General features: G+C 46.2%; 23 protein-coding genes. 10 read left to right on the top strand and 13 right to left on the bottom strand.

Features of this window, described 5'->3' with window-relative positions:
• Positions 1-34 precede the first annotated feature (34 nt).
• On the top strand, positions 35-2,491 hold the full coding sequence (locus tag KIO97_RS04765) for a GH92 family glycosyl hydrolase (protein WP_285381251.1): 2,457 nt from the start codon (positions 35-37) through the stop codon (positions 2,489-2,491).
• A gap of 89 nt (positions 2,492-2,580) precedes the next feature.
• Positions 2,581-5,061 carry a GH92 family glycosyl hydrolase gene (locus KIO97_RS04760; RefSeq protein ID WP_285381249.1) on the top strand — a complete coding sequence of 827 codons (2,481 nt, stop codon included), beginning with the start codon at positions 2,581-2,583 and terminating at the stop codon, positions 5,059-5,061.
• A 64-nt stretch (positions 5,062-5,125) separates the two neighbouring features.
• Here KIO97_RS04760 and KIO97_RS04755 read toward each other — a convergent pair whose 3' ends face one another.
• Both KIO97_RS04755 and KIO97_RS04750 read right to left on the bottom strand, forming a co-directional pair.
• Entirely contained in the window at positions 5,126-5,491 is a 366-nt protein-coding gene (locus KIO97_RS04755) for a VOC family protein (RefSeq protein ID WP_285381247.1), read from the bottom strand.
• An 81-nt stretch (positions 5,492-5,572) separates the two neighbouring features.
• Positions 5,573-6,439, bottom strand: a complete 867-nt coding sequence (locus KIO97_RS04750; RefSeq protein ID WP_285381245.1) for a LysR family transcriptional regulator — start codon at positions 6,437-6,439, stop codon at positions 5,573-5,575.
• A gap of 103 nt (positions 6,440-6,542) precedes the next feature.
• On the opposite strand from KIO97_RS04750, the gene KIO97_RS04745 reads away from it, so the two are divergent.
• Complete coding sequence (locus tag KIO97_RS04745; protein ID WP_285381243.1) at positions 6,543-7,154, top strand: LysE family translocator; 612 nt, start codon at positions 6,543-6,545, stop codon at positions 7,152-7,154.
• Between the two features lie 108 nt (positions 7,155-7,262).
• Complete coding sequence (locus KIO97_RS04740) at positions 7,263-7,613, top strand: rhodanese-like domain-containing protein (RefSeq protein WP_285381242.1); 351 nt, start codon at positions 7,263-7,265, stop codon at positions 7,611-7,613.
• A 70-nt stretch (positions 7,614-7,683) separates the two neighbouring features.
• Here the strand turns inward: KIO97_RS04740 and KIO97_RS04735 are convergent, their stop codons facing one another.
• Positions 7,684-8,553: an SDR family oxidoreductase gene (locus KIO97_RS04735; RefSeq protein WP_285381241.1), complete on the bottom strand. Its 870-nt coding sequence runs from the start codon at positions 8,551-8,553 to the stop codon at positions 7,684-7,686.
• Between the two features lie 11 nt (positions 8,554-8,564).
• Positions 8,565-9,158: a hypothetical protein gene (locus KIO97_RS04730; RefSeq protein ID WP_038869120.1), complete on the bottom strand. Its 594-nt coding sequence runs from the start codon at positions 9,156-9,158 to the stop codon at positions 8,565-8,567.
• A 146-nt stretch (positions 9,159-9,304) separates the two neighbouring features.
• Here KIO97_RS04730 and KIO97_RS04725 point away from each other — a divergent pair, with 146 nt between their 5' ends.
• Positions 9,305-9,850 carry a TetR/AcrR family transcriptional regulator gene (locus KIO97_RS04725; protein ID WP_054755494.1) on the top strand — a complete coding sequence of 182 codons (546 nt, stop codon included), beginning with the start codon at positions 9,305-9,307 and terminating at the stop codon, positions 9,848-9,850.
• 92 nt (positions 9,851-9,942) lie between these two features.
• Here KIO97_RS04725 and KIO97_RS04720 read toward each other — a convergent pair whose 3' ends face one another.
• On the bottom strand, positions 9,943-10,893 hold the full coding sequence (locus KIO97_RS04720; RefSeq protein WP_285381239.1) for a LysR family transcriptional regulator: 951 nt from the start codon (positions 10,891-10,893) through the stop codon (positions 9,943-9,945).
• Between the two features lie 189 nt (positions 10,894-11,082).
• On the opposite strand from KIO97_RS04720, the gene KIO97_RS04715 reads away from it, so the two are divergent.
• From KIO97_RS04715 to KIO97_RS04705, 3 genes are all read left to right on the top strand, one after another.
• Complete coding sequence (locus KIO97_RS04715) at positions 11,083-11,898, top strand: enoyl-CoA hydratase/isomerase family protein (protein WP_285381237.1); 816 nt, start codon at positions 11,083-11,085, stop codon at positions 11,896-11,898.
• 218 nt (positions 11,899-12,116) lie between these two features.
• The gene (locus KIO97_RS04710; protein WP_029788284.1) at positions 12,117-12,548 is read left to right on the top strand and encodes a DUF2000 domain-containing protein; all 432 of its coding nucleotides are present in this window, start codon (positions 12,117-12,119) and stop codon (positions 12,546-12,548) included.
• A gap of 340 nt (positions 12,549-12,888) precedes the next feature.
• A complete protein-coding gene (locus KIO97_RS04705; RefSeq protein WP_285381234.1) occupies positions 12,889-14,625 on the top strand; it encodes an ABC-F family ATP-binding cassette domain-containing protein in 1,737 nt (578 codons plus the stop codon).
• A 45-nt stretch (positions 14,626-14,670) separates the two neighbouring features.
• Here the strand turns inward: KIO97_RS04705 and KIO97_RS04700 are convergent, their stop codons facing one another.
• Both KIO97_RS04700 and KIO97_RS04695 read right to left on the bottom strand, forming a co-directional pair.
• Positions 14,671-15,555, bottom strand: a complete 885-nt coding sequence (locus KIO97_RS04700) for a glutathione S-transferase C-terminal domain-containing protein (protein ID WP_285381232.1) — start codon at positions 15,553-15,555, stop codon at positions 14,671-14,673.
• 63 nt (positions 15,556-15,618) lie between these two features.
• Positions 15,619-16,158: an NADPH-dependent FMN reductase gene (locus KIO97_RS04695; RefSeq protein ID WP_285381230.1), complete on the bottom strand. Its 540-nt coding sequence runs from the start codon at positions 16,156-16,158 to the stop codon at positions 15,619-15,621.
• 149 nt (positions 16,159-16,307) lie between these two features.
• Here KIO97_RS04695 and KIO97_RS04690 point away from each other — a divergent pair, with 149 nt between their 5' ends.
• On the top strand, positions 16,308-17,258 hold the full coding sequence (locus KIO97_RS04690; RefSeq protein ID WP_285381228.1) for a LysR family transcriptional regulator: 951 nt from the start codon (positions 16,308-16,310) through the stop codon (positions 17,256-17,258).
• Between the two features lie 117 nt (positions 17,259-17,375).
• On the opposite strand, the gene KIO97_RS04685 is transcribed toward KIO97_RS04690, so the two are convergent.
• From KIO97_RS04685 to KIO97_RS04660, 6 genes are all read right to left on the bottom strand, one after another.
• The gene (locus tag KIO97_RS04685; protein WP_005436283.1) at positions 17,376-17,807 is read right to left on the bottom strand and encodes a VF530 family DNA-binding protein; all 432 of its coding nucleotides are present in this window, start codon (positions 17,805-17,807) and stop codon (positions 17,376-17,378) included.
• Positions 17,808-17,978: 171 nt separating this feature from the next.
• Positions 17,979-19,583, bottom strand: a complete 1,605-nt coding sequence (locus KIO97_RS04680) for an ABC-F family ATPase (RefSeq protein WP_080991982.1) — start codon at positions 19,581-19,583, stop codon at positions 17,979-17,981.
• 206 nt (positions 19,584-19,789) lie between these two features.
• Positions 19,790-20,248 (bottom strand): hypothetical protein, encoded by a 459-nt coding sequence (locus tag KIO97_RS04675; protein ID WP_285381227.1) that lies wholly within the window; start codon positions 20,246-20,248, stop codon positions 19,790-19,792.
• A gap of 13 nt (positions 20,249-20,261) precedes the next feature.
• On the bottom strand, positions 20,262-21,935 hold the full coding sequence (locus KIO97_RS04670; protein ID WP_285381226.1) for an LruC domain-containing protein: 1,674 nt from the start codon (positions 21,933-21,935) through the stop codon (positions 20,262-20,264).
• A 236-nt stretch (positions 21,936-22,171) separates the two neighbouring features.
• Entirely contained in the window at positions 22,172-22,591 is a 420-nt protein-coding gene (locus KIO97_RS04665; protein WP_285381225.1) for a VOC family protein, read from the bottom strand.
• Positions 22,592-22,595: 4 nt separating this feature from the next.
• Entirely contained in the window at positions 22,596-23,396 is an 801-nt protein-coding gene (locus tag KIO97_RS04660) for a PhzF family phenazine biosynthesis protein (protein WP_285381224.1), read from the bottom strand.
• Between KIO97_RS04660 and KIO97_RS04655 the strand changes: the two genes are divergently transcribed.
• The gene (locus KIO97_RS04655; protein ID WP_285381223.1) at positions 23,376-23,576 is read left to right on the top strand and encodes a hypothetical protein; all 201 of its coding nucleotides are present in this window, start codon (positions 23,376-23,378) and stop codon (positions 23,574-23,576) included. The genes KIO97_RS04660 and KIO97_RS04655 overlap by 21 nt on opposite strands.
• Positions 23,577-23,681: the final 105 nt, after the last annotated feature.

Genomic DNA, 23,681 nt, shown 5'->3' with positions numbered 1-23,681 from the left:
CCCTAAAAAACTTCACTTCAGTGGAACCATAAAAATGAAACTAAAAAGAACCCTTATCTCTACCGCTATACTCGCTGCCATGTTTGGTCTTGCTGGTTGTAACAGTGATGACGACAACAGCAAATCTGGTACTCCATCCCTCGACACCACACTAACTCAATACGTCAATCCATTGATTGGTACAGGCGCAGATGGTCACACCTTCCCAGGGGCGGTTGTGCCTTACGGTTTGGTACAACTTTCTCCTGATACCGAAATGGAAGGCTGGGGTTCTGCTGCGGGTTACTTCGACCACGGCAAGCTGACTGAAATCCCAGTGTATGGCTTCTCCCACACTCACCTTTCTGGCACAGGCATTACCGATCTTGGTGATATCTTAGTTCTGCCTTTTACCAAGAAAGAAAACGCCGTTTTCAATACCTTCGATAAAGACAACGAAACTGCAGAAGCGGGCTACTACGCGGTTGAACTGAACAAAGGCGAAATCAAAGCTGAGCTAACCACCACGCAACGTGTTGGCTTCCACCGCTACACCTTCAAAGAAGGCACTACGCCACACATCAAGTTCGATTTAGACCACACTCTCAACAAAGGTCACTTCAACAACCGCACCATGAAGGGCGATTTGGAGTTTATCGACGCTTACACCATTCGCGGTTTACGTAGCTCAAACGGATGGGCGAACAACCAACACGTGTACTTCTACGCCACCTTCAACCAACCTATCGTCAAAGCCATTGCTTTAGTTGACGGCGCAGAAACGGAAATCGATGTAAACAACGACAACATCGACGCAGTGAAAACCATCGCTTACCTAGAATTCGCACCATCATCAACACCGCTAGAAATCCAAGTAGGCTTGTCACCCACAGGCACAGAAGGTGCGGAGAAGAACCTAGAGGCAGAAGCGAAAGACGTGTCATTTGATACTGCGCGCGCTCAAGCCAACGATGCATGGCACCAAGAGCTTAGCCGCATGATGGTATCTGGCGGCACAGAAGATCAAAAAGAGATCTTCTACACCGCGCTTTACCACGCTTCTATCGCGCCAATGATTTTCCAAGATGTCGACGGTCAATACCCTGCGATGCGTACTCGCATTCAAAAAGACGCGGGCGACACACCAAACTACTCCGTGTACTCCATGTGGGATACCTTCCGCGCCGCACATCCACTGAAAACCATCATCGACCCAGAACGTGCCGAAGAGTTTGCCAACGACCTGATTCGTAAATACGAAGACGGTGGCATCTTGCCGAAATGGGAACTGCACAGCCATTACACTGGCACTATGATCGGCTTCCCTGCGGTCTCTATCATTGCTGACGCGATGGCGAAAGGTTTAGACATCGACCCACAACTGGCCAAAGAAGCGGCTGAGTTTACGGTGCGTTACCACGAGGCATCTGAATTCCCAGATTGGACGGAAGACAACAACATCGGCGCAGCAAACGTTGTGCAAGTGAAAGTGTACGAAGAAAACGGCTTTGTTCATCACGGCTACTGGAACAGTGCGTCTTACACGCTTGAGTTTGCTTACGGCGACTGGGCAATGGCAGAAATCGCGCGCATGGCTGGCGATGTAAAACTGCAAGAAGAGTTTATGACTCGTGCCGACAACTGGCTTAACCATTGGGATGCAGAGACAGGCTTCTTACGTCCGAAAAACCACCCACTAAGCTCATCACCAAACAAACCGCCTTTGGAGTTCAACCAGCCGATTGATGAAGAGCGTTTGGATGAGTGTGAAATGGTTGAGTGGCCAGAAGGCTCAGGCGTGATGAAAGAGAAATGCCCACTACTGCCATTTGACCCTTACTACGTGGACGAGTTTGCCTACACCGAAGGGAACGCGTGGCAATGGAAGTTCCAACCAATGCACGATTTCAACCGTCTGAAACAAGAAATCTACCAAGCAGACTTGGCGCAAGGCAAAGACACCACGCCAGAGAAAGCATTCCGTGAAGACTTGGATGAGCTATTCAATGCGCGTTCTTCAAACACAGGTGAAGAGCTGCCAGACCTAACGGGTTACATCGGTCAGTACATGCACGGTAACGAGCCATCGCACCACATTCCTTACCTATACGCGCTAACGGATGAACCATGGAAAGCGCAAGAGTACCTAGACCGCATCATGTCAGAGATGTACACCAGCGAGCCAACTGGTTTGATTGGTAACGAAGACGTGGGTCAGATGAGCTCTTGGTACTTGATGTCGGCAATGGGCTTCTACCAAGTGACGCCTGCGGCTCCGGTCTACACCATCGGTCGTCCTATGTTTGATGAAATCACCATTCCAGTGGAAGGCGGCGAATTCACTGTCATCGCAGACAACAACAGCCCACACAACAAGTACGTGAAGTCTGTAACCATCAACGGCAAACCGCTGGATGCCAACTTCACCTTCAAGCACAGCGAAATCAAAGCGGGCGGCGAGCTTCACTTCGTCATGACGGGTGACAAGCAAGAAGCGCTTCAAGCTCAGTAACGTTTTATGTAATTCGTGTTTAAAGAATAAGCAGAGAGATTAACTCAGTGGCAGGAAGTGACGCGCTTCCTGCCTAAGGAATCAAGATTATGAACTTTACGAAAACCGCTATCGCCACCGCTGTGATTGCAAGTGTTATTGGTTTGGCTGGCTGCAACGATGACGACGATAACACCTCACCAAGCGTCGATACTTCCAACCTAAAATACGTCGACCCATTCATTGGTACCGGCTTTAACGGGCACACCTTCCCGGGTCCTGTTGTGCCAGAAGGCATGGTGCAACTTTCTCCAGATACCGAGCTGATCGGCTGGCACTCTTCATCAGGTTACCACTTCGATAAAAAGACCTTATTTGGCTTCTCCCACACTCACCTATCTGGCACGGGGATGGGCGGTTTAGGTGACATTTTGTTCCTGCCGTTTACCGAAGATAAAGCTAAATACATCGAAGACAGCGACGACTACCGCGAAGCGATTTCAGTCAAGATGGACAAAACCTCTGAAGTGGCAGAAGCGGGTTACTACTCGGTGAAAATTGCAGAGAACGGTATCAAAGCTGAGCTTACAGCTTCTGAACGTGTCGGCTTCCACCGCTACACCTACCCACAAGGTCAACCACAACGTCTGAAGATAGACCTCAACTCCATCCTTAACAGTGACTGGGGTTCGACCTCTCTGCGCAACAAACTGACGGTGAGCGAAGACGGTCATACTATCACGGGCGAGCGCGACGCAGCGCACTTCTCTGGTTGGGCTAAAAACCAAAAAATCTTCTTCTATGCGACTTTCGATAAGAAGATCAAAGACGTCTACATCCTTGCTAATGGTAAGCCTGTTGACGGCCTAACGGCAGAGCACGTTTCTGAATTGATTTACGATGACCAAGGTAATGCCATCAAGCGTGTCAAAGCGGACGTCACTGCCTACATCGAATTTGAAGATGAAGGCTCACAAGAGTTGAATGCGCAAGTGGCGTTATCTGCGGTTGACCCACAAGGCGCAGAAAACAACTACGATGCCGAAGCGAATGTCTCTTTCGATACTGCGCGTAACAATGCACGCGAGAAATGGGCTAAAGCACTCAACTTCTCAATTGAAGGGGGCACGGAAGATCAGAAAGAGATCTTCTACACTGCGCTTTACCACACCAAGATTGCGCCTATGGTGCATCAAGACGTGGATGGTCGATTCCGTGGCATGGGCAAAGGCTCAATTCGTGAAGGCGAAGGGGAATACTCCATCGCTTACGGTCAAGCAACGGAAGAACAGCCAAACTTCTCGGTTTACTCTCTATGGGATACCCAACGCGCGTTACACCCACTAAAAACCATCACAGAGCCAACTCGCGCGGTGCAATACGCGGAGAACCTAGTTCAGAAGTACACTGAAAGCGGCTTGCTGCCGAAGTGGGAGCACTTAGGTGACGAAACAGGCACCATGGTTGGCTACCCAGCGGTAGCAGTGATTGCGGATGCGATGACCAAATTCCCAGAAGAGTTTACTCAACAAGAGAAAGAGCTGGCGCTGAAAGCCGCGATCGACTCTTCGACTTACGACAACTACCCGGCACTGCAAGCCGATTGGGATCAGGGCGTATTGGATCGCACTTTAACCAAGCACATCGATTACATTGAGAAAAACGGCTTCACGCCTGCCATCCAACGTGTCGATGGTGAACCAGTCTTTGAAGACTACACGGTTGAGTCTGTTTCTTACGGTCTGGAAAACGCGTTCTACGATTGGGCTATCGCACAAATTGCCAAAGCAGCCGGTGATACTAAAGCGGAAGAGCAATACCTTGAACGCTCAAAAGGCTACAAAAAATACTTCGATTACAACCCAACAGAATACGCAGAACATGGCGTGACGGGCTTTATGCGCCCAGTGATGATTGATGAAACCTTCATGACGCCATTCGACCCATACGGCACAGAACACGAGACAGGCAACTACACCGAAGGTAACGCGTGGCAGTGGACTTGGTTTGTACCGCATGACATCGCGGGCTTAAAAACCATCATGGGTGGCGATGCTGAGTTCCAGAAAAACCTAGAAGCAACCTTCACCGCAGAAAGCCAAGGCACTGAAACACCGGATATGTCTGGTTTGATTGGTCAAGTTGCGTTTGGTAACGAGCCTTCACACCATATTCCTTACCTATTCAACTGGACCGCAGAACCATGGAAGACGCAACAAGTCGTCGACCACATTCTTGATGACATGTATTTCGCTGCCCCAGAAGGCGTAGTTGGTAACGAAGACGTGGGCGCCATGTCCGCTTGGTATGTGATGTCTGCATTAGGCTTCTACCAAGTGAACGCAGCAGAACCTATTTACACTGTGGGTCGTCCGCTATTTGACAAAGCAGTGATTCCGGTGAAAGGCGGCACGTTCACCATCACCACAGAGAACAACGCCGATGACAACATGTACATCAAGTCTGTCACCATCAATGGCAAAGCTTTGGATAACGGTTTCTTCTTCGACCATTCCGAGTTCAAACCGGGTGGTGAGTTGCACTTCGTGATGACGGGCGAGCAATCTGAAGCGATGAAAGCACCTCAATAAGCCTCTATCACTCTTCCCTCTTCAAAGGTCAGTTCGCAAGCGCTGACCTTTTTTCATAAATAAATCAATCGATGTTCTGACCAATGCGCCACAACACGCCACTAGGATCGTGCAAACAGAACTCTCGCATCTTCCAAGGTTGATCAACCAGTTCCGTCATCTTGGATCCGAAAGACTCCAGATCGACACTCGAAACATGTTCATGCCAACTGGCAACATCTTCCACCAACAAATGCATCATGAAATTATTGCAGTGTTTTGGCTCATAAAAATCTTGCAACAAGAATGAGCAACTGCCCTTGAAGAAGTACGCCACACCACCAAAATCCGAAGGCATCTCAAAACCCAACGCCTGATAAAAACGCTTTGATAGCTCGTAATCTTTCGCAGGAACAAAAGATTTAATTTCAACAATATTGAGGTTTTCCATTTCCTAAATTTCCATTATGTAGCACGTATTCAACCACTCTAGGTAACTCAGTGCGCCCTGGCTAGGGTCTCTCTTTGTTTCTTAGGTGCAAGGCACACACTCCGCCATTTGGTTTTGCAGCCAATGGACAAATTTTTGTTCCAGTTCTGAGCGAGCCTTGTCTTGAGTCAATAAGACATAGTCATGCCCTGACGGCACAAAACCAAATGGTGCGACAAGGTTGCCACGTTTGAGATCGTCCATCACCAAAGGATAAGAGCCCATCGCCGCGCCTAAGCCATCCACCGCAGCTTGAATGCAGAAATAGAAATGTGCGAAAGACTGTTCTGCTTTGCCATTCATCGACGCTTCACCAGAGCGCTGCATCCATTCTTGCCATGCTTCAGGTCTGGTTTGGCTGTGTAATAGCTTCACAGAGTTCAAATCACTTTTCACTTGCTGCCAGTATTCAGGTGAAAACACGGGACCCACCCACTCTTCCACCAGCTTGGTTTTTGGATAGTGATACAAAGGCTCAAAGTCATCTCGACGAATTGCCATAGCAAGCCCTGTCGAGCCGAGCGTTACAGGTCCTCCCGCAGTCGAAAGCCGAACGTCTGCGTCACAACCATCATTAAACGCGGAAAGCCTTGGCATCAACCAACGCATGGTTAACGTTGGCTCACAAGAGACTTCAAGGTATTGGTGCTTCTCCTGCACCAGCTTGTTCATGCCAGTTTCCAACGCTTGGAATGCTTGCTCGGTATAGCTTTTCAGCATCTCACCCTCTTTAGTGAGCAACATATTGCGCCCCTGTTTGTAGAACAGAGGTTGAGCCAGATAGGTTTCCAACACTTTGATCTGCTTACTTACAGCACCATGCGTAATATTGAGCTTGTTTGCTGCTTCACTAAAACTCGCAGACGATGCCGCGACATGGAAAACATGAAAGGATTTAAGATGCCTCATCTGTGACTTTTTCTCACACTTAGCAGAATTTGTTTCGATTATAGTCTCCCAACTCTCGACCTACAATTGCCCCATTCATAACAACGAAGAAATAGGAAACACTATGGAGCTTTTCAGCCTTGCCTTATTAGGTATACTCATTGTCATCAGTCCGGGAGCCGATTTTGTATTGGTTCTTAGAAACAGCCTCAACAATGGTAGACGGGCGGGGATTTGGAGTGCCGTAGGCATTAGTCTTGCGATCTCCGTACACATTACCTATTCCTTGCTCGGTATCAGTTACTTAATCTCACAGAACGAATGGCTGTTCAGTTTGATTCGCTACCTAGGGGCGGCTTATCTGATCTATCTCGGATTGAAAGGAATCTTTGGAGCTGATTCTCAGCAGAAGATAGAGAGTGAAACACAAGAAAGCATCTCCATTTGGCAGTTCTTTTTCCAAGGCTTTTTGTGCAACGTACTTAACCCAAAAACCATGTTGTTCTTCTTGAGTATCTTTAGCCAAGTCATCGACCCGAATGCAGCATCACAGCACCTAGCTTTAGGTTACGGTGTCTACATGATTGCGCTACACGGGATTTGGTTTTCTATGGTTGCCATCTTATTTACCTCACCGCGACTACAGAGCTTATTACTGCGCGTGAAACATAGGTTGAATCAAGCATGTGGTGCTGGCTTATTGGTGTTTGGTGCCATGTTAGGGTTAAAGTCATAACCCGCTGAATTACGACATTTCGACTGATGCCACATCGAAGTTTGATAATCGCACGTATAATCTTTATCAGAACGATTAAGGGCAATTGACCTTGAGGAAAGGAACTCAATGAAAAAACTACTTCCGATTGTATTCACTTGTTTGAGCTTAGCTTTCACCGCACCATCGGTATTGGCTTCTGAACGTGCTGAGCAGGGTTGGCATTGGATTGAGCAAGGCGCAATGATTGTCGATGTACGCACGCCACAAGAGTTCGCGGATGGTCACTTAGACAATGCGGTTAACTTCCCGCTTTCAGAGTTAGATAAACACTTTGCTAATGTCGATAAAGACACGCAAATCGTGCTCTACTGCCGCAGTGGTAATCGCTCAGGGCAAGCGTATCAGTACCTACAATCACAAGGGTTTACCAACCTTCATAACGCAGGTGGTTTAGTTGAGATGCAACAAGCGAAGTAGCACGACTTAGCTCCTACCTAGCCAACTGAACGGAAAGCACACCTCTCGTGTGCTTTTTGTTTTTCACAATCTAGTCGTTATCGGTTGAAGCCAGCTCGCCAAAGTAGTCTTCCAGTCGATGATGACCATAAGTCGGTGCGATATTGTCACCTCCTAACATGGTCAGGAAGAACTCAGCAGGACCGCCCCATTTCTCCGGCAAGTGACGTACTATCGATAACCCAGCTCTGCGCAGGAAGTCCGGTAGGTGCGTATTTTTCTCCACTTTGTTTTGAGATTTGAACGCAAGCCTAGCAATATCATTGACTGACAAAACATCTGGACCACCGACATCGAGTTCTGTGTCATTTCGTTCAATCGCTTCTACACAAAACCTCGCCAAGTCTTTTCCGTGAATGGGATTAAGCAGTTTTTCACCATCACCAAAAGTAAATACTCGACCTGATTTCGCCATGTTGTACACCTCGGTAATATCAGAGAAAAAACCATTCGGGCGAATCACACAAGGGGTTAATTTTGTTGATTGCAGAAGCCGACTCACGAAGCGTTCTTTCGCCTCTAAAAGACGAACTTGAGGATATTTCCGAGCATTAAACGCAGAGATGTAGATGAATTTACCGACGCCTGCTCGCTCTGCTTCTTCAAGCAAGCTCAAATTTGCTTGGTAGTCGACATCCAAATAACCTAATCCGTCTTGTTGGCGAGTAATGCCCAAACATGAGATAACAACATCCACACCCTCACAAACACCTTTTAGCTCATCGGGATGAGTAACCTGCACCTCTATCACTTGTGACTCTTCCACACCCATTGCGAGTAATTTGGTTTTGTTTCTCGCAATGGTTTTAAAATCAATGTGCTCAGAGAGGAGTAGCTCAACAATATTCGAGCCTAAGTACCCCGTTGAGCCCGCAATTAAAATTCGAGGGTGCGTTTTCATAACATGACGTCCTATTCTTGCTCTGGTCGGTATGGCTCTTCACGCAATACGTGGCTCACCAATAACTTTAGGTAGAACAGCGGTAAAAACCATTCCAAACCTTGTGGTGCTTGTGCCCAATAAATCGAAATAATCACACTCAGAGAATACAGAGTTAGCGCCACAGGACGTTGTAAATACAACGGTGTTTTCATGACTAGGCTACATGCCAGAACCATGTAACCACCGATCACAACAATCCACATGATATCGAAATTCAAGAACGCCCAACTGTAGAGAGAAAGCTGCACGAAATGAGTCAGAATAAAGCTCATGTGCTGCTTAAAACCTTGTCCTTCACGATGAAACCAGCGCTTTGCCGTAGACGTCGCATTGGTAATAATGCCGCCGATGATATCCACTGTGAGCAAGCCCGCGATAACATATTGAGTAGTAGTCCAACCCAGTTGTGCAAAGTACGCATAAATCACCACGACAAAACCAGCAGCAAAAGGGACATACAGCTGTAAATTCTTTTCTGCTTTCGTTGCACCCGGACCAATCAGCTTATCAATTCCCCCCCAGAAACCCGCTCTTGCTTGAGGAACACTCCAATCAATTTTCATACTAAAACCTTATTTCGACCACTTGGTCTTTTTAAATTAGTACGCTTTGAGAGCTAGGTAAAGATCTTTTTTGTCCACTCGGTCTAAATAAAAGATCTTGTGTTATACTGCGGGGCATTGCGGTAATAAAAGCTGAGAAGAAAACCATGCCGAAGATCGTCGATCATGAGAGCAGACGTAGAGAAATTGCCTTAAAAGCAACCGAAGTATTCCTTGAGTTCGGTTACAAAAATATTGGTATGAGACAGCTGTGCGAACAGTTAGGAATGAGCAAAAGTGCGGTTTATCACTATTACAAAAGTAAGGATGAACTATTCAAAGCCGCAACAGAGGCCATCGTCAACTTTGATGCAGAAGTGCTAGCAGATAGACCAAACTCAAGTGAAGCGAATACAGGGCAACAAATCGAAAACTTCGTATTGATCTTTCAGCAAATGGCTCCGCGTTTCTTCCAAGAAATGAAGCTTGTCTCTGATTACATTGATGTGATTGGACAAGAAAACATAGCTACCGATCCATGCATGTTACTTGCGAATCAAAAGTACATGACGATGCTAGAAAACTACGTTTCAGCGCAACACAAAGAATCGCTTTATACCCTTATGCTAGGACTACTGAACCATCAATTGATGTTGGGTAAAGCGCTAGAAGATTCGTATGTTATTGAGCAAGTTGAGCGCATTTTAGTTTAGATTCAAACTCACATTTAAAAGCAATGTGAAAGAGGCTCCGTCGAGCCTCTTTTGTTTAGATTAATATGGTGAAGTCTAGTCGCTTAATAGCTCTACTTCCCTCTTCCATACATCTTGTCGAAGTTTGGGATGTTCTTCTCCCAAATGGGTGTCTCTTCTCCCACAATAGATTTGAGTGTGTCTATAAATAACTTGGTTTTAATCGGTGCATCTCGGTGCGGATACACGGCGTAAAAGGTTCCGAAATCATCAATGTTCAAGTGCGTCATGATCGGCACCAACTTGCCTTGTTTGATTTCGTCTTGAACCATCTGTGCGGTCACTACAGCAAGCGTATTTCCTCCAGCTGCGCTTCTTGCTAACATTTCCACATCATTCACTTTATAAGCGACATTAAGCTGAAAGTACTGTTGTTTACCTTGCTCATCTTGATAGCCGAATTTATCGAATAACAAACCTGGGGCGGCGTAAATAGTGGCGGGTAAAGATTCCAACTTCTCCAGACAGTTCACCTCACCATGTTTTTCTAAAAACGCAGGAGCGGCAACAATCAACAGGCGACTTCGTGCAATCTTACGGGTAATCAAGCTTGAATTTTTAGGTCGTCCAATTCGGAAGCCAATATCAAAGCCCTCTTGCACCATATCAACCATGCGATCTTCTAAGCGCAGTTCAAACTCCACATCTGGGTATTGTTGTTGAAACACTGAAATCGCATCTTGAACGTATTGACGTCCGAACATGGTCGAGCTGGTAATGCGCAAGACACCACGAGGCTCCTCGTGATAATTCTGCGCTAAACGGTGAGTATCACTGAGAAGTGACCGAAGAGATTTGGCTTGATTGACCATTTCGCTCCCTGCTGCCGTCAATGATAAAGAGCGCGTGGTTCGGTTGAGCAATCGAACACCCAGCTCCTCTTCCAAACGGCTGATCTGTTTTGAGATCACCGAACGGTCCACATTCTTCTGTTCTGATACCTTGGTGAACGAGCCAAGTTCGACCACTTCAAGTAACAGCAATAAACGACTAGAGAAATCCATAACGTCTTACCTACAAAACTATTGTTGCTTTTATAGCACCAATTATGTGCCATTTAGCTTATTTTTATCATCTTATAACAAATCTATAGTAGCTGCACACAACGGGAGAGAGACAAACCTCCTCAATACCAAACCAATAAATTCGCGTTACTGAGGTCTGCTGATCTTACTAACGCTGAGGAAACAGCTATGAAAACTCTATCAATCACACAACAAAACGGCATCGCTACTGTTGAAATCAACAACCCACCAGTGAATGTACTGACTATCGATTTGATTAATGAAATCAACGAATTTGTCCTATCACTTAAAGATAACTGCGATACGAAAGTTGTGGCATTCAAATCACTTCATGAGTCTTTCTTCTTGGCGCATTTAGATTTGAACGTTATCAACGGCACACAAGGTGGTCAGGCAGCATCAATTGAATTCAACCACATGATTGCCAACATCAAAGCGATGAAACAGGTATCGGTTGCTGTGGTTGATGGTGTGGCTCGTGGCGGCGGTAATGAGTTTGTGATGGCGTGTGACTTGGCATACGGCACTGAAAACGCAGCATTTGCTCAGCCAGAGATTCACGTCAACATCCCAACGGGTGGTCAAGGTGCGGTGCAGTTCGCTCGTCGCATGGGCAAAAACAAAGCGCTTCAAGCACTGCTACTTGGTAACGACTTTACGGCACAACAAGCGGAGCAGTTAAACATCATTACTCAGTTTGTTCCTAAAGCAGAGTTGGATGGGTTCTTAGCGGCAACATTGGGCGTGATTAGTCAATTAGAAGTACGTGACATCGTAATGTACAAAGAGATCATCGCAACCTCTATCAAAGATGAAGACGCAGGTACAGAGCTAGAATTGCGTTACTTCTTAGAGCGCGCAAAAGAGCAAAAAACCGCGGCGATCATCGACGCGTTCCTAAAACACGGTGGTCAAACAGAACGTGAAGCGAAAGACATCCAAGGTATCTTTGTTGATACTGCGGCAGAGCTAAACAAACAATAGAACTTGGTTCATCCTCGACCTAAGGCACCGACAGTCCGTTGGTGCCTTGTCTATTTGTAAACTCTGGGGGAATCTTATTGCATGAAAAACGATTAAATCATTCGTTTATTGCAAACTTGGCTTTTCGACAGCAATGTTAGAAACAAAATTGCGCGTGCGAGGAAATACAATGGAGACACTTAAACAATAGCCAGATTATTAGAGAAACGAGGTACTCCATGAATCAACTTCCCGACGAAAACCAAAAACGATTTGTTGCCGTCATCAGCAAAAAAGTCGAAGTGGGACGCGCCGTTAACGTATTAGGACACTTGAGTGTAAGCCTTGCGAATCAACTTTCTGATGGCGACGCAGTCTATACCGACTATCACGACCTCGACGGCAATGTTCATCCAAATATCTCCCACTATCCGTTTATCGTCTTGAGAGCGGACAACTCCAACAAAATCAGAAAGCTTCGCCAAGAAGCACTCGATAAAGGCATCCTCTTCTCCGATTTTACTCACACAATGGTAGAAGGCGGCTCTGAAGTACAACAACAAACCACCAAAAACACGCCGGAAGCTGAATTAGAGTATTTGGGCATTTGTTTGTTCGGCGAGACTGAAACTCTTCGAGAATTGACCAAGAAGTTCAGCTTATATCGCTAAAAGCACGTGATAGCTCAGTGATCCTCTCATCATTTTTTCATCAAGCTATCTGTACATTGCCACTTTTAGGGTTAGAATCTAGCGCATCTATCAACCAAAAGTGGCAACACTTACAACGAAATTAAGGAGGAATTTATGTCTTTGTGGTGTTCAATCAACCCACGTTTTTATGGCATGAAGGACCGCTCAAGAGTTTCAGATTTCGCGCTGCGATAATCTCGACTTGAGCGAATAATTACCTTTCGACGAAAACACGTCACCCGAGTACTTTCCCTCAAGCTCGAAGAATTATTGTCAGCTATGACAACGGCGTCTTACGCCCAAAATTCTTGAGAACACTATGAGTACTTTTTTAACTGCACAATCACTAACCCTTTCTCACACAGCAACACCAATCTTCAAAGACCTGACGTTTACGATTCATCGTGGCGACAAAATTAGTCTTATCGGTCATAACGGCTGTGGTAAAAGCTCCCTACTCAAACTGCTTAGCGGTCAATTTGAACCAAGCCAAGGCACGGTTGCCAAAGCCAGTTCATGTTTGATGCGTTATGTTGAGCAGCATTTACCTGAGTCTTTAAGCACACATTCTGTCTTAGATGCGTTAGCGGAATCCTTATCCGATGATGAGATCTGGCGCGCCGAACTCTTATTGGATGAACTCGGATTTTCAAACACAGAACGACACATGCCGGTTGAGAATTGCAGCGGAGGTCAGCAAATGCGACTCCTGCTTGCTCGTGCGATTATCCATCAACCTGACTTACTGCTTCTGGATGAACCAAGCAACCACTTGGACTTGCCATCGCTCCTTTGGTTAGAGCAATTCCTATCAAACTGGAAAGGCTCATTCGTATTGGTATCTCACGATCAAACCTTACTCGATCGCGTCACCAACACCACTTGGGTCATGCGAGATCGCTCTTTGCATCATTTCTCTTTACCTTGTTCTCAAGCAAGACAAGCATTGAAAGAGAAAGATGAAACCGATCAACTTCGCCATGCCAGCGAGCAGAAAGAGATCGACCGAATCGAAAAAAGCGCCAAGCGTTTAGCCACTTGGGGCAAAGTCTACGACAACGAAGATCTTGCTCGAAAAGCCAAGACGATGTTTGCGCGCAAAGAACGTTTAGAGGAAGAACAAACCGAACTGACAGAAGGCACACCGTGGGCGCTACAACTTCAAGGTGAGTCAATGCCAGCAAATCGACTGTTAGAGGTTTTGCCTTTATCGGTAACGCCACCAAACAGTGATTATCACTTGTTTGATATGGCAGAAATGCGCGTCAAAAGTGGCGACCGAATTGCCGTTCTAGGCAGTAATGGTTGCGGCAAATCGACGTTGTTGAACCTGCTTTATCATCAGTATGAAGCCATCCAAACCGACCTAAGCAACCAACATGAGAGTGTGACTTTCCACGATCGCTGTCGCTTGGGTTACTACGATCAATCTCTAAGGCAACTCGACGATGCTCACTCCATCACAGATGCGTTGCAGTCGTTTGCCAGCATCAGCAGTGAACAGGCAAAACGTTCGCTAATTGGTGCAGGATTTGAGTACGCAAGACACGAGCAGAAAGTAATCAGTCTAAGTGGTGGAGAACGAGCAAGGCTGCTGTTTGTCGGCTTAACCCTCGCTCGTTATCACATGCTGTTTTTAGATGAACCGACCAACCATTTGGATATGGAAGGCAAAGAGGAGTTGATTGAAACTTTGCAAAACTTCGAGGGTGCCGCCTTATTGGTGAGTCACGACCGAAGCCTGATAGAGCAAAGCTGTAATCGATTCTGGTTTATTGAAAATGGCTTACTGACGGAGTATTTAAGCGCGGAAGAAGTGTATCAACGCGTAACTGATACTGCTCCCAAATCAGCCATATCGCATCATTGTAATGAAGTAATGTCGATGGAAACAAACACCGCATCTGATGAGCAATCCGAAGAGCAAATGTTGGAAAGACTGTTGGAGCTGGAAAGCTTGCTGGAAGCCGATTTGGGGCGAAAACCCAAACATCAAAAACCAGCGATGCAAAAGCAATGGCAGCAAGAGATAGAGGAAATTACGGCGCAGCTATAAAAACAAAGCCGGAGGTAATCTCCGGCTTTCTTTATTAGATTCGAATTAGATCCACTCAATCTCAGGTCCTGCGGGCACAATCCCATTTGGGTTGATGTGCTTGTGCGAGAAGAAGTAATGCAGCTTCATGTAATCAATATCGATTGTGCTGCGAATGCGTTCATCGACAACCAAATCCAGCATGTAACGATACAAGTTTTGGTGCGCCTTTAGGGGCTTTTTGTTGGCTTTGAAGTGCACTTCATACACCGCCTCGAAGCGCACTAATGTTGGCAACAAGAACAAGTCTGATAGGGTAGCGTCGTCGCCATGTAAGTAGCGCGACTGCCCCAAACGCTTATCCAGCTGCTCTAGCGCATCAAACAAGGTTTCACTCGCTTGGTCATATTGCGCTTGCGTGGTTGCAAAGCCGACTTGATACACCTTGCCATTCACATTGCTGTGAAGCCATCGATTTAGGCTTTCGATCTCTTCACGCAATGCGGCTGGTACCAACTCCTCCGGATGTTTTGCCAAAGGCAGCCAACGCGTAGCGAGGTCCATTGCCATTGCGGCTGAATCATTGCCCACAATTGCATGATTTTGCTTATCCCACAGTAGAGGGACGGTCACACGTCCGGTGTAATCGCTTTTCGCTTTCACATACAACGCCGCTAGATTATCCGCGTGGTATAGAGGATCAGGATGTGCGTCATCAAACTCCCAACCATTGCTGTAGCGTTTCGCAGCAACGGAAGAGACGGAAATGACCTCATCCAAACCAAGGTACTTGATCACTAGGTAAGGGCGATGGGCAAATGGACAAGCCAACGACATATACAAGTGATAACGACCCGCTTCGATCTGACTTGGTAACGCGAATTGATCTTCTGCTGTCAGTTCACTTGCGTCTTTGTTTGGATACCAAACGCCTTGTTCTAATACCGCCATCCCTTACCTACCTTTCTTGATTAGCTACCCTGATAAATCACTACTTATGCGAGTATAGATAACTTACAGAGACTTCTCGAAAGACATCATTAGCTCACTCAGTTCCGCTGAGGTCGCAGCATCAAATTTGCCATCTTGGAACTTGTCGTAGAAGCCGCCTAGGCTGTATGTGCTTTTCACATAGCCACCCCACCAAGGCATCAACTCCGCCATGGTTTTGATGTTAGTTGCGCCGCCGTTTGCACCTGGTGATGTGCTCACCAGTAGAACTGGTTTCTTAGTGTCGCCAAAGAAAGACGTACCTTGAGGTGCAACACGCGATAGCCAATCAATCGCATTTTTCAGGAATGCTGGCATTGAGCCGTTGTGCTCTGGTGATGCAATGATGATCGCATCGTATTCGTTTAACGTTGCACGCAGTTTGTGTGCGTTTTCTGGGATGCCCTGACCTTCAACGTCCAAACCGTACATTGGCAATTCAAAGTCATTTAGGTCAATGGTGTTTACTTCTGTTTGTGTAGCTTGGTTTGCCAACGCTTGAACCAATAGGCTGTGGATTGATTGGCTGTTGTTGCTACCAGTAAATGCGACGATCTTTTTCATAGTGGAATCCTAATTACGTTTGCCCCTACTTATGTCGGGCACTCAGTGAATGAGGTGATATTAATTAACTCCCATCAGTGAATAAACACTATAATAGTGGCTATATAGTTCACCATTAGTGAACAATAAAAACATGAGGAAACTAATGCGTGGATAAGATCAGAGCATTAACCGTATTTCGTCGAGTGGTGGAGCTCGGTAGCTTCGTCGCGGCAGCAGAAGATTTAAATCTCTCAAAAGCAGCAATAAGTAAGAACATTAATGAATTAGAGAGCTATTTGAAAAGCCCTCTGATTAACCGTACTACTCGCAATTTACACATTACCGATAATGGTCAGCTCTATTATCAACAAGTGTGTCAGGTTCTCGATGCACTCAACAACGCAGACCGCTCAGTGATTGAGTCTTCCCACACATTAAAGGGCGTACTCAAAATCAGCATGCCGATGTCATTAGGGTTGATAGAGCTAAACCCCATCATCTGCGAATTTATGAAGCTGCATCCAGAACTGTCCATCGAAGTAGTGATGAATGATGAACATATTGATTTGATTGAGCAAGGGGTCGACATTGCCATTCGTGGTGGAGGCGAATTGGGTAACTCTAGCCTACGTTCGCGCAAACTATTGGATATCCGCCGTGTACTTTGCGCTTCCCCTCAATACCTTGAAGAGTCGCAGCCGTTTCAATCACCAAGTGACGTGATACACCATCGCTTACTTAGCTATAGCCTCTCTTCAACGTCTCGCCGCTGGACATTTCAAAATGGCAGTGAGGTACTGGAAGTTGATCTGCCTGCAAGTGTTTACACCGTCAATAGTGGTTTGGCGCTCACCCAAGCGGCATGTGCCGGACATGGGGTTGCGTTGTTGCCAGACTTCTTTGTTGAGCCTCAATTAGCATCCGGTGAATTGGTTGAGATTACCCCTGAATGGCAGATGGAAAAGCATGCGCTGTATATCGTTTACCCCTACCACAAAGAGCAGTCGCAAAAGTTACGCGCCTTTATTGATTATGTGGTGGAGAGCTTTCAAGCGCGATTCAGCCGTCAATCAGATCCGCAGCAGATGTACTCTTCGATTATCACGCTAGGGTCTTGATAACGAGGTTTAGCCAAAGAAAAGGCAATAAAAAAGCCAAACTGGATAGTTTGGCTTTTCATCAAAATCATTCTTGTATCTAGGCATCAAGCTTACAAGCACAAGAGAACTGAAACGTTAGCGGCGGCGGTTGTTAAAACGAGCACGATCTGAGCGTTGCTTTGCTGAACGCTCTTTGTGGGCAGATGCTGCCTTCGCTTGTGAAGCCAGGATCGATTCAACCGTCAGTTCCATTGGCTCACGCGGCTCCAATCCATGACGGAACGTACGTGCACGTGGTGGCAGGTTGTACTCGTATTCAGACGCCTTTGGCATGCGCTTGTAACGGTATAGGTAGAAGTTTTCTACACGCTCGCGAGCCCATTCTGTTTTCTTCAGGTATTTAACACTGCTCGCAATGCTTGGCTTAGTGTTAAAACAGTTCATACGCATTGCTGTGTCGAGGATTTCCCAACCGTAATGGTCAACAAGCTGTTGCAACATGTCTTCCAATTTTAGACCGTGCAGTGGGTTGTTCTTCTGCAGTTCAATACGTTCTTCGTCGGTCATAAATTCATGGCTCATGAACGGCTCCTTAATTATGGGTGGCGAACATGGTACTCACCACTTAACCTCTATTAGGTTTAGATTAATTCATCATAGTGAACAAGCCATCAAAGTCTCTGTTTAACAGGTATATCTTCTTGGCTTGTTCAAAATTATATGGCTTAGCTACGTTGGTTACGCGGCACTCAACACTTTTTGCTGATGTGCCATGTACTCTTCAAACGTACCTTGGAAACTCACTAGCTGTTTGTCTTTCACATCAATGATCGACGTCGCCAAAGACGATACGAACTCACGGTCATGACTAACGAAGATCAAAGTACCAGTGAAGTCTTTTAATGCGCTGTTCAGTGCTTCGATGGCTTCCATATCCATGTGGTTGGTTGGCTCATCCATGATCAGCACGTTGATGTCTTGCATCATTAGCTTACCAAACAGCAGGCGGTTCTTCTCACCACCCGAGCAGTTTTTCGCTTTTTTATTGGCGTCGTCAGCAGTAAATAACAAACGACCTAGAATGCCACGCACCATTAGGTCATTGTGCTTCACGGTACGCCACTGCGAGATCCACTCAAAGATAGTCAGATCATTATCAAAATCTGCACTGCTGTCCTGTGGGCAGTAACCAATCGAAGCGTTTTCAGACCATTTTACTACGCCTTGAGTTTGCTCGAGTTCGTTCACTAGACAACGCAGCAAGGTCGTTTTACCCACACCGTTTTCACCAATGATCGCAAGGCGAGTGCCCGCTTCAAGTAACAAATTGCCTTTTTCAAACAACAACTCATCACCAAACGAGTGACCAAGGTCTTGCAGTTCCAACGCTAAGCGATGCAGTTTTTTACCCTCACCGAAATCAATCGATGGGCTAACACGGCTACTTGCTTTCACTTCATCGAGTTGGATTTTTTCCATCTTCTTCGCGCGAGAACTGGCTTGTTTTGCTTTCGATGCATTCGCACCAAAACGGTTTACGAATTCTTGAAGTTCATTGATTTCAGCGGTTTTCTTCGCGTTAGAAGCCAGTAACTGCTCACGACGAAGACCAGATGCCTCAAGGAAGTATTCATAGTTGCCAGGGTAAATGCGCAGTTCGCCGTAATCGATATCTGCCATGTGAGTACACACAGAGTTTAAGAAGTGACGGTCGTGCGAGATGATGATCATCGTACATTTACGTTGGTTCAACTCTTCTGCCAACCAGTTGATGGTGTGGATGTCCAAGTTGTTGGTTGGTTCGTCGAGCAGCAAAATATCTGGGTTAGCAAACAGGGCTTGCGCCAAAAGCACACGCAGTTTCCAGCCCGGAGCAACTTGTTGCATCAAACCAAAATGCAGTTCTTCTTCAATACCCGCTTGAAGCAAAATATCGCCAGCACGGCTTTCTGCTGTGTAGCCGTCCATTTCTGCGAACTCACTTTCAAGCTCAGCGACTTTCATACCATCTTCTTCACTCATTTCAGGCAATGAGTAGATGCGGTCACGTTCCTGCTTCACTTCCCAAAGCTTGCGGTCGCCCATGATCACAGCGTCAATTACGCTGTATTGCTCGAACGCAAACTGATCTTGGCTCAATACGCCCAGCTTCAGCCCCGGAGTAATAGACACATTGCCTGAGCTTGGCGCTAGTGCTCCACTCAGGATTTTCATAAATGTCGATTTACCACAGCCGTTTGCGCCAATCAGACCATAACGGTTGCCGTTGCCAAATTTAGCAGAGATATTTTCGAACAGTGGCTCGGCACCAAATTGCATGGTGATATTGTTTGTACTAATGATAGCGGCGTCCTCGAAGGAAATTTCTTTTAAATAACAAGTTGTTAATTCACTTTCGAGATACGGTGAGACAAGGGCATATTGAAAGTGGCCGCCATTCTATCTGATTCGTTCAATAGGTGATATAGATCACGCTAATGTTGCGAAGGATTTTTATCAAAAATAAAGCGTGGCTTTAACCAAGCTTTGCTTATTAACGACATCTTGGATTAAAAATCGAGATGGTAATTGTTGTTGGATTGGTTCAACGAAATCACCCAGTTCTTCTCAGATTCACCGGCATTCATTGGTACCCATTGTGCGTACAACTTGGTCCAATTGCCATTCACCTCTAACTCAACCTGATTGGTTTGGGTTGGATAAATGGTGGTGATGCGTGACATTGGGTCTGCAATCACATCACCGTTTTCAGCCATAAACGCCTCTCTGGTGTAAAGATGCAATGCACCATCAGAAGCCCCTTGGTAGTTTATAGACAAGGTAATGGTCTCGCCAACATCAAAGGAAAAGTCACGTTGTGCCACAATGTCTTGGGTTCCTTTAATAGGATCATCCGACGCCTCAGGAGGAGGAGTTGAAGAACCTCCACCGCCTCCGTCACCACCTCCACAGGCAACGGCAAGCAATGAAACAAAAATAATTGTTAGCAGCCTTGTAAAGATATTCATGGGATGCTCCTTGCTATTCCGTTGCTGAGATAACTTTGCCACTCGCTGGTGCGTTGTACCAACTGGTGTCCGTTTCGCCACTGCTGGTTACCCATGCTGGGAATCCTGTGTAGGCATGGCTGATGTCTGTTTTCTCGGTTGGGTGATCCCATTCATCACGAATGTTGATTGCCCAAGGCATGTTGTTGCTGGTTAGGAAATATTCCGAGCCGCCAGTGTCATCATCATGCAGGTTGAACAATGCGTTATTCATGTCCCCAGTGCCTGAGAATGTCTTAAAGTGGGTTTGCCATGTAATGCCAGGGAAAGTCGCAACAAAGTCCCCGTGGTAGGTACCTTCTGCCGCAAAGATGAATGAGTCATATGGCGGGTAACCGATTTGATCTCGTGCGACTGGCGTGGTCAGTTCGACGATCATCTGGTAGCTAAGGATGTCGGTCGCTTGCTGATTCAAGCAATTGCTCTGAGTACGGTAATAAGTACAACCTGAAGTCAGAACACCAAGCGCATCCAGTTCAGCTCTTAAATCCTCCGATACCACCAACACGGTTTCGCTGCCAGATTGAAGCACCGTATGCTCCACTGCTTGCCCATTTTTGGACACCGTTACCGATGCCACGTTGGATGAATCCACATTAGGCAGCTTCACGGCAAAACCATTGGAATAACCCGCCCCCATTGCTTGTAGGGTGTAATCGACGGTAATGGTCTTTAATTCACGTTGGCCATTCAAAAGTTCGGTCACACGATAGCGCCACACCACATCGTTAAAGTCGTAGTCACCCATTAACGGCCAGCGATCTTCGAACGCCATCGTTGCGTAAGTGTCGGAACTTGGATAAACCGAGGTAACAGTCACGTCAGGGTCATTTTCTTGAACAAGAACTTCGTATTTCGAGTCAGTGGTGCCATCGGTGTTCACACCATCAACTGCCGTGAAAGGTGTCACTTCAACAGTAAAAATTAGGTCATTAAAATCATTGTCTCCACTAGGACGTTGAATGTCCTCAAACCCCAAGACTAGGAATTCATTCTCAGTGTCCAGGAACGCTACATTGTGCCTACGGTAATCAGCAGTCGCTTCTGGGTTTAGACTGGATAAACTGTAAAAAGGGGTATTCCAAGGGCCAAGGTAAGGAATGGTGTTATATGTACTCACATACCAACCATTTGGAATCAAGAAGAACGCTAACGTTTGGCCCGCGGTGAGTTGTATATCCAGATTGATCGTGTCCCCTTCTTGCATATCACCGTCAGGAGCTTTGGAGGTATTAGGGAAAATCACCATGTGAGCGGCAATATCATCTTTGGTCGCTGGGGGGTTGTCTGTGTCATAAACAAAATATCCGAGAGTATTTCGATATCCAGCTCCTTCGTTCAGGAATGTTACGGACGCAGTTGCGTATTCAGCACCATCAAGTTCGTCATCGATATCGATGTTTGAATAACGCTCCGGTGCAATAAACGCACTGTTAACGTAAGTGCCTTCTGGAAGCATCGAATAGACATTTGAGAGCGTATCGTGAGGTAAAGAGTCCGCAATGGATACAGTATCTAAAGGCTTGCCTTTAATGGTGTAATTTGAGTTGTCGCTGCCTGATTCGAACGATAAATCACTGGTAGTGAGTGCGTATCCGGACATCGATACGCAGCAACTGGCCAGCGCAATCAGTTTCCCTGCTTTCATGTTATTCCCCCTCATCAACTGAATCGTTGGTTTTAGAGGGTTAACGCAAATATGATGCCGAAATAACTTCGTTATAAAACATGAATTTATATTTACTTTAATGTCATTCTCATTTTGAGAACTAAGCTGATAGGCAAAGTGAGGCCAAATGGGAAGAAAAGAAAGAAATGCGAAAGGTGGACACATGAAACAAAAAAGCGCCCCGAGAGACGCTGTTAATATCAATTTATATGAATCTATGGACGCGACGCCATTGGGTGGCTTGGGCTCATCTCTAACAAGTCCCACAGGTTGCCATAGAGATCTTCAAATACAGCGACTGTGCCGTAGTCCTGCTCCGTTGGCGGACGAACAAACTGAATGCCCTGCTCTACCATTCGGTTGTAGTCGCGCCAGAAGTCATCGGTGTTCAAGAATAGGAATACCCGTCCACCAGTTTGATTACCGATGAAGTCATGCTGCTCTGGCTTAGACGCTTTGGCTAGCAATAATGTCACACCATTAGAACCCGGTGGAGAAACCACAACCCAGCGCTTATCTTGTTCTGGTTGGTACGTATCTTCCACCAGCTCAAACTTCAGCTTATTCACATAAAAGTCTATCGCTTCATCGTAATCTTTTACGACCAAAGCAATATGGATAATGGATTGTTTCATCGCGTTATACCTTTAGTTTTCCGCTGATTACCGTCTTTGCAGAGCCAATCAGTTTAATGCGTCCGTTTTCAAGCAATTCGGTTTGTAAATGGCCACCGCGGGCTGAGGCTTGATAAGCGCGGAACTGGTTTTGACCGAGTTTTTGCGACCAAAACTGAGTCAGTGCGCAATGGGCTGAGCCTGTGACAGGATCTTCATTCACGCCCACCCAGGGGGCGAAGTAACGCGAGATGAAGTCGAGATCCGGAGAATTCGATTGAGCAGTTACCACCACACCACGCCCTTGAATGTTCTTTAATGCGTCAAAGTTAGGCGCGAGTTCCAACACGGTTTGTTCATTGTCGACTTCAATAAAGCCTTTGCTGTCAAACTGAGCGTAAGAAAGCACTTGCTCCGCTTTCAATCCAAGCGCCGCTAACAACACAGCGTCTTGTTCAACATCCATTTCAAGCTGAGTCGAAGGAAAGTCGAGCTCAATCGTCGACTCGTTCACTTTTGCATGAAGCTCACCAGAGAGGGTTTGAAAGGCAATGGTATCGCCAACCTTCGCTAACCCTTGCTCTTTTAAGATTTGCGCTGTCGCTAATGTGCCATGACCACATAGCGCCACTTCTACTTTAGGTGTGAACCAACGCAGTCGCATGTCTTTCAAACAGAGAAAAGCGGTTTCTGATACCGCCATTTCTTCAGCGATAGAGAACATCAATGCCTCTGGTAACGGTTCTTGTGAGAGGCAAACTCCAGCAGGGTTTCCTTTAAAAGGTTCGGTGGTGAAAGAGTCCACTTGGTAGATATCGAGATCCATGATGCGCTTCCTAATACTGCTATTTTGGCAAGATGCCAAACAGCTTATCGGTTTCATGGTAAAGCGACAATGCATGCGCTGATTGTTATTACAAAACACAAAAAAAAAGGCACCCTTCGCGGTGCCTTTTTACATTCTGATGCTTGTTCAGCTCAAACCAATAACGTTCAATTTACCTGAACGAAACTTTAAAATTACTAGATATAATTAACCATTCATATTGGATATCTTATTCCCGTGCTTTGACGGACATCAAAAACAAATCGTTTTTCCTGCCTCTTCAAC

The sequence above is a fragment of the Vibrio sp. B181a genome, from assembly GCF_030248375.1.
GTDB classification, from domain to species: domain Bacteria; phylum Pseudomonadota; class Gammaproteobacteria; order Enterobacterales; family Vibrionaceae; genus Vibrio; species Vibrio campbellii.
The sequence above is the reverse complement of the archived record's forward strand: the minus strand, read 5'-3'. Positions and strand labels throughout refer to the sequence as shown.

Bases quoted from the DNA above. Each gene is read 5' to 3' on its own strand.
- KIO97_RS04695 (WP_285381230.1), bottom strand. From the start codon at position 16,158: ATGAAAAAGATCGTCGCATTTACTGGTAGCAACAACAGCCAATCAATC.
- KIO97_RS04710 (WP_029788284.1), top strand. From the start codon at position 12,117: ATGAATCAACTTCCCGACGAAAACCAAAAACGATTTGTTGCCGTCATC.
- KIO97_RS04740 (WP_285381242.1), top strand. From the start codon at position 7,263: ATGAAAAAACTACTTCCGATTGTATTCACTTGTTTGAGCTTAGCTTTC.
- KIO97_RS04765 (WP_285381251.1), top strand. From the start codon at position 35: ATGAAACTAAAAAGAACCCTTATCTCTACCGCTATACTCGCTGCCATG.
- KIO97_RS04670 (WP_285381226.1), bottom strand. From the start codon at position 21,935: ATGAAAGCAGGGAAACTGATTGCGCTGGCCAGTTGCTGCGTATCGATG.
- KIO97_RS04715 (WP_285381237.1), top strand. From the start codon at position 11,083: ATGAAAACTCTATCAATCACACAACAAAACGGCATCGCTACTGTTGAA.
- KIO97_RS04720 (WP_285381239.1), bottom strand. From the start codon at position 10,893: ATGGATTTCTCTAGTCGTTTATTGCTGTTACTTGAAGTGGTCGAACTT.
- KIO97_RS04735 (WP_285381241.1), bottom strand. From the start codon at position 8,553: ATGAAAACGCACCCTCGAATTTTAATTGCGGGCTCAACGGGGTACTTA.
- KIO97_RS04730 (WP_038869120.1), bottom strand. From the start codon at position 9,158: ATGAAAATTGATTGGAGTGTTCCTCAAGCAAGAGCGGGTTTCTGGGGG.
- KIO97_RS04700 (WP_285381232.1), bottom strand. From the start codon at position 15,555: ATGGCGGTATTAGAACAAGGCGTTTGGTATCCAAACAAAGACGCAAGT.
- KIO97_RS04755 (WP_285381247.1), bottom strand. From the start codon at position 5,491: ATGGAAAACCTCAATATTGTTGAAATTAAATCTTTTGTTCCTGCGAAA.
- KIO97_RS04705 (WP_285381234.1), top strand. From the start codon at position 12,889: ATGAGTACTTTTTTAACTGCACAATCACTAACCCTTTCTCACACAGCA.
- KIO97_RS04685 (WP_005436283.1), bottom strand. From the start codon at position 17,807: ATGACCGACGAAGAACGTATTGAACTGCAGAAGAACAACCCACTGCAC.
- KIO97_RS04725 (WP_054755494.1), top strand. From the start codon at position 9,305: ATGCCGAAGATCGTCGATCATGAGAGCAGACGTAGAGAAATTGCCTTA.
- KIO97_RS04660 (WP_285381224.1), bottom strand. From the start codon at position 23,396: ATGGATCTCGATATCTACCAAGTGGACTCTTTCACCACCGAACCTTTT.
- KIO97_RS04760 (WP_285381249.1), top strand. From the start codon at position 2,581: ATGAACTTTACGAAAACCGCTATCGCCACCGCTGTGATTGCAAGTGTT.
- KIO97_RS04665 (WP_285381225.1), bottom strand. From the start codon at position 22,591: ATGAAACAATCCATTATCCATATTGCTTTGGTCGTAAAAGATTACGAT.
- KIO97_RS04675 (WP_285381227.1), bottom strand. From the start codon at position 20,248: ATGAATATCTTTACAAGGCTGCTAACAATTATTTTTGTTTCATTGCTT.
- KIO97_RS04750 (WP_285381245.1), bottom strand. From the start codon at position 6,439: ATGAGGCATCTTAAATCCTTTCATGTTTTCCATGTCGCGGCATCGTCT.
- KIO97_RS04745 (WP_285381243.1), top strand. From the start codon at position 6,543: ATGGAGCTTTTCAGCCTTGCCTTATTAGGTATACTCATTGTCATCAGT.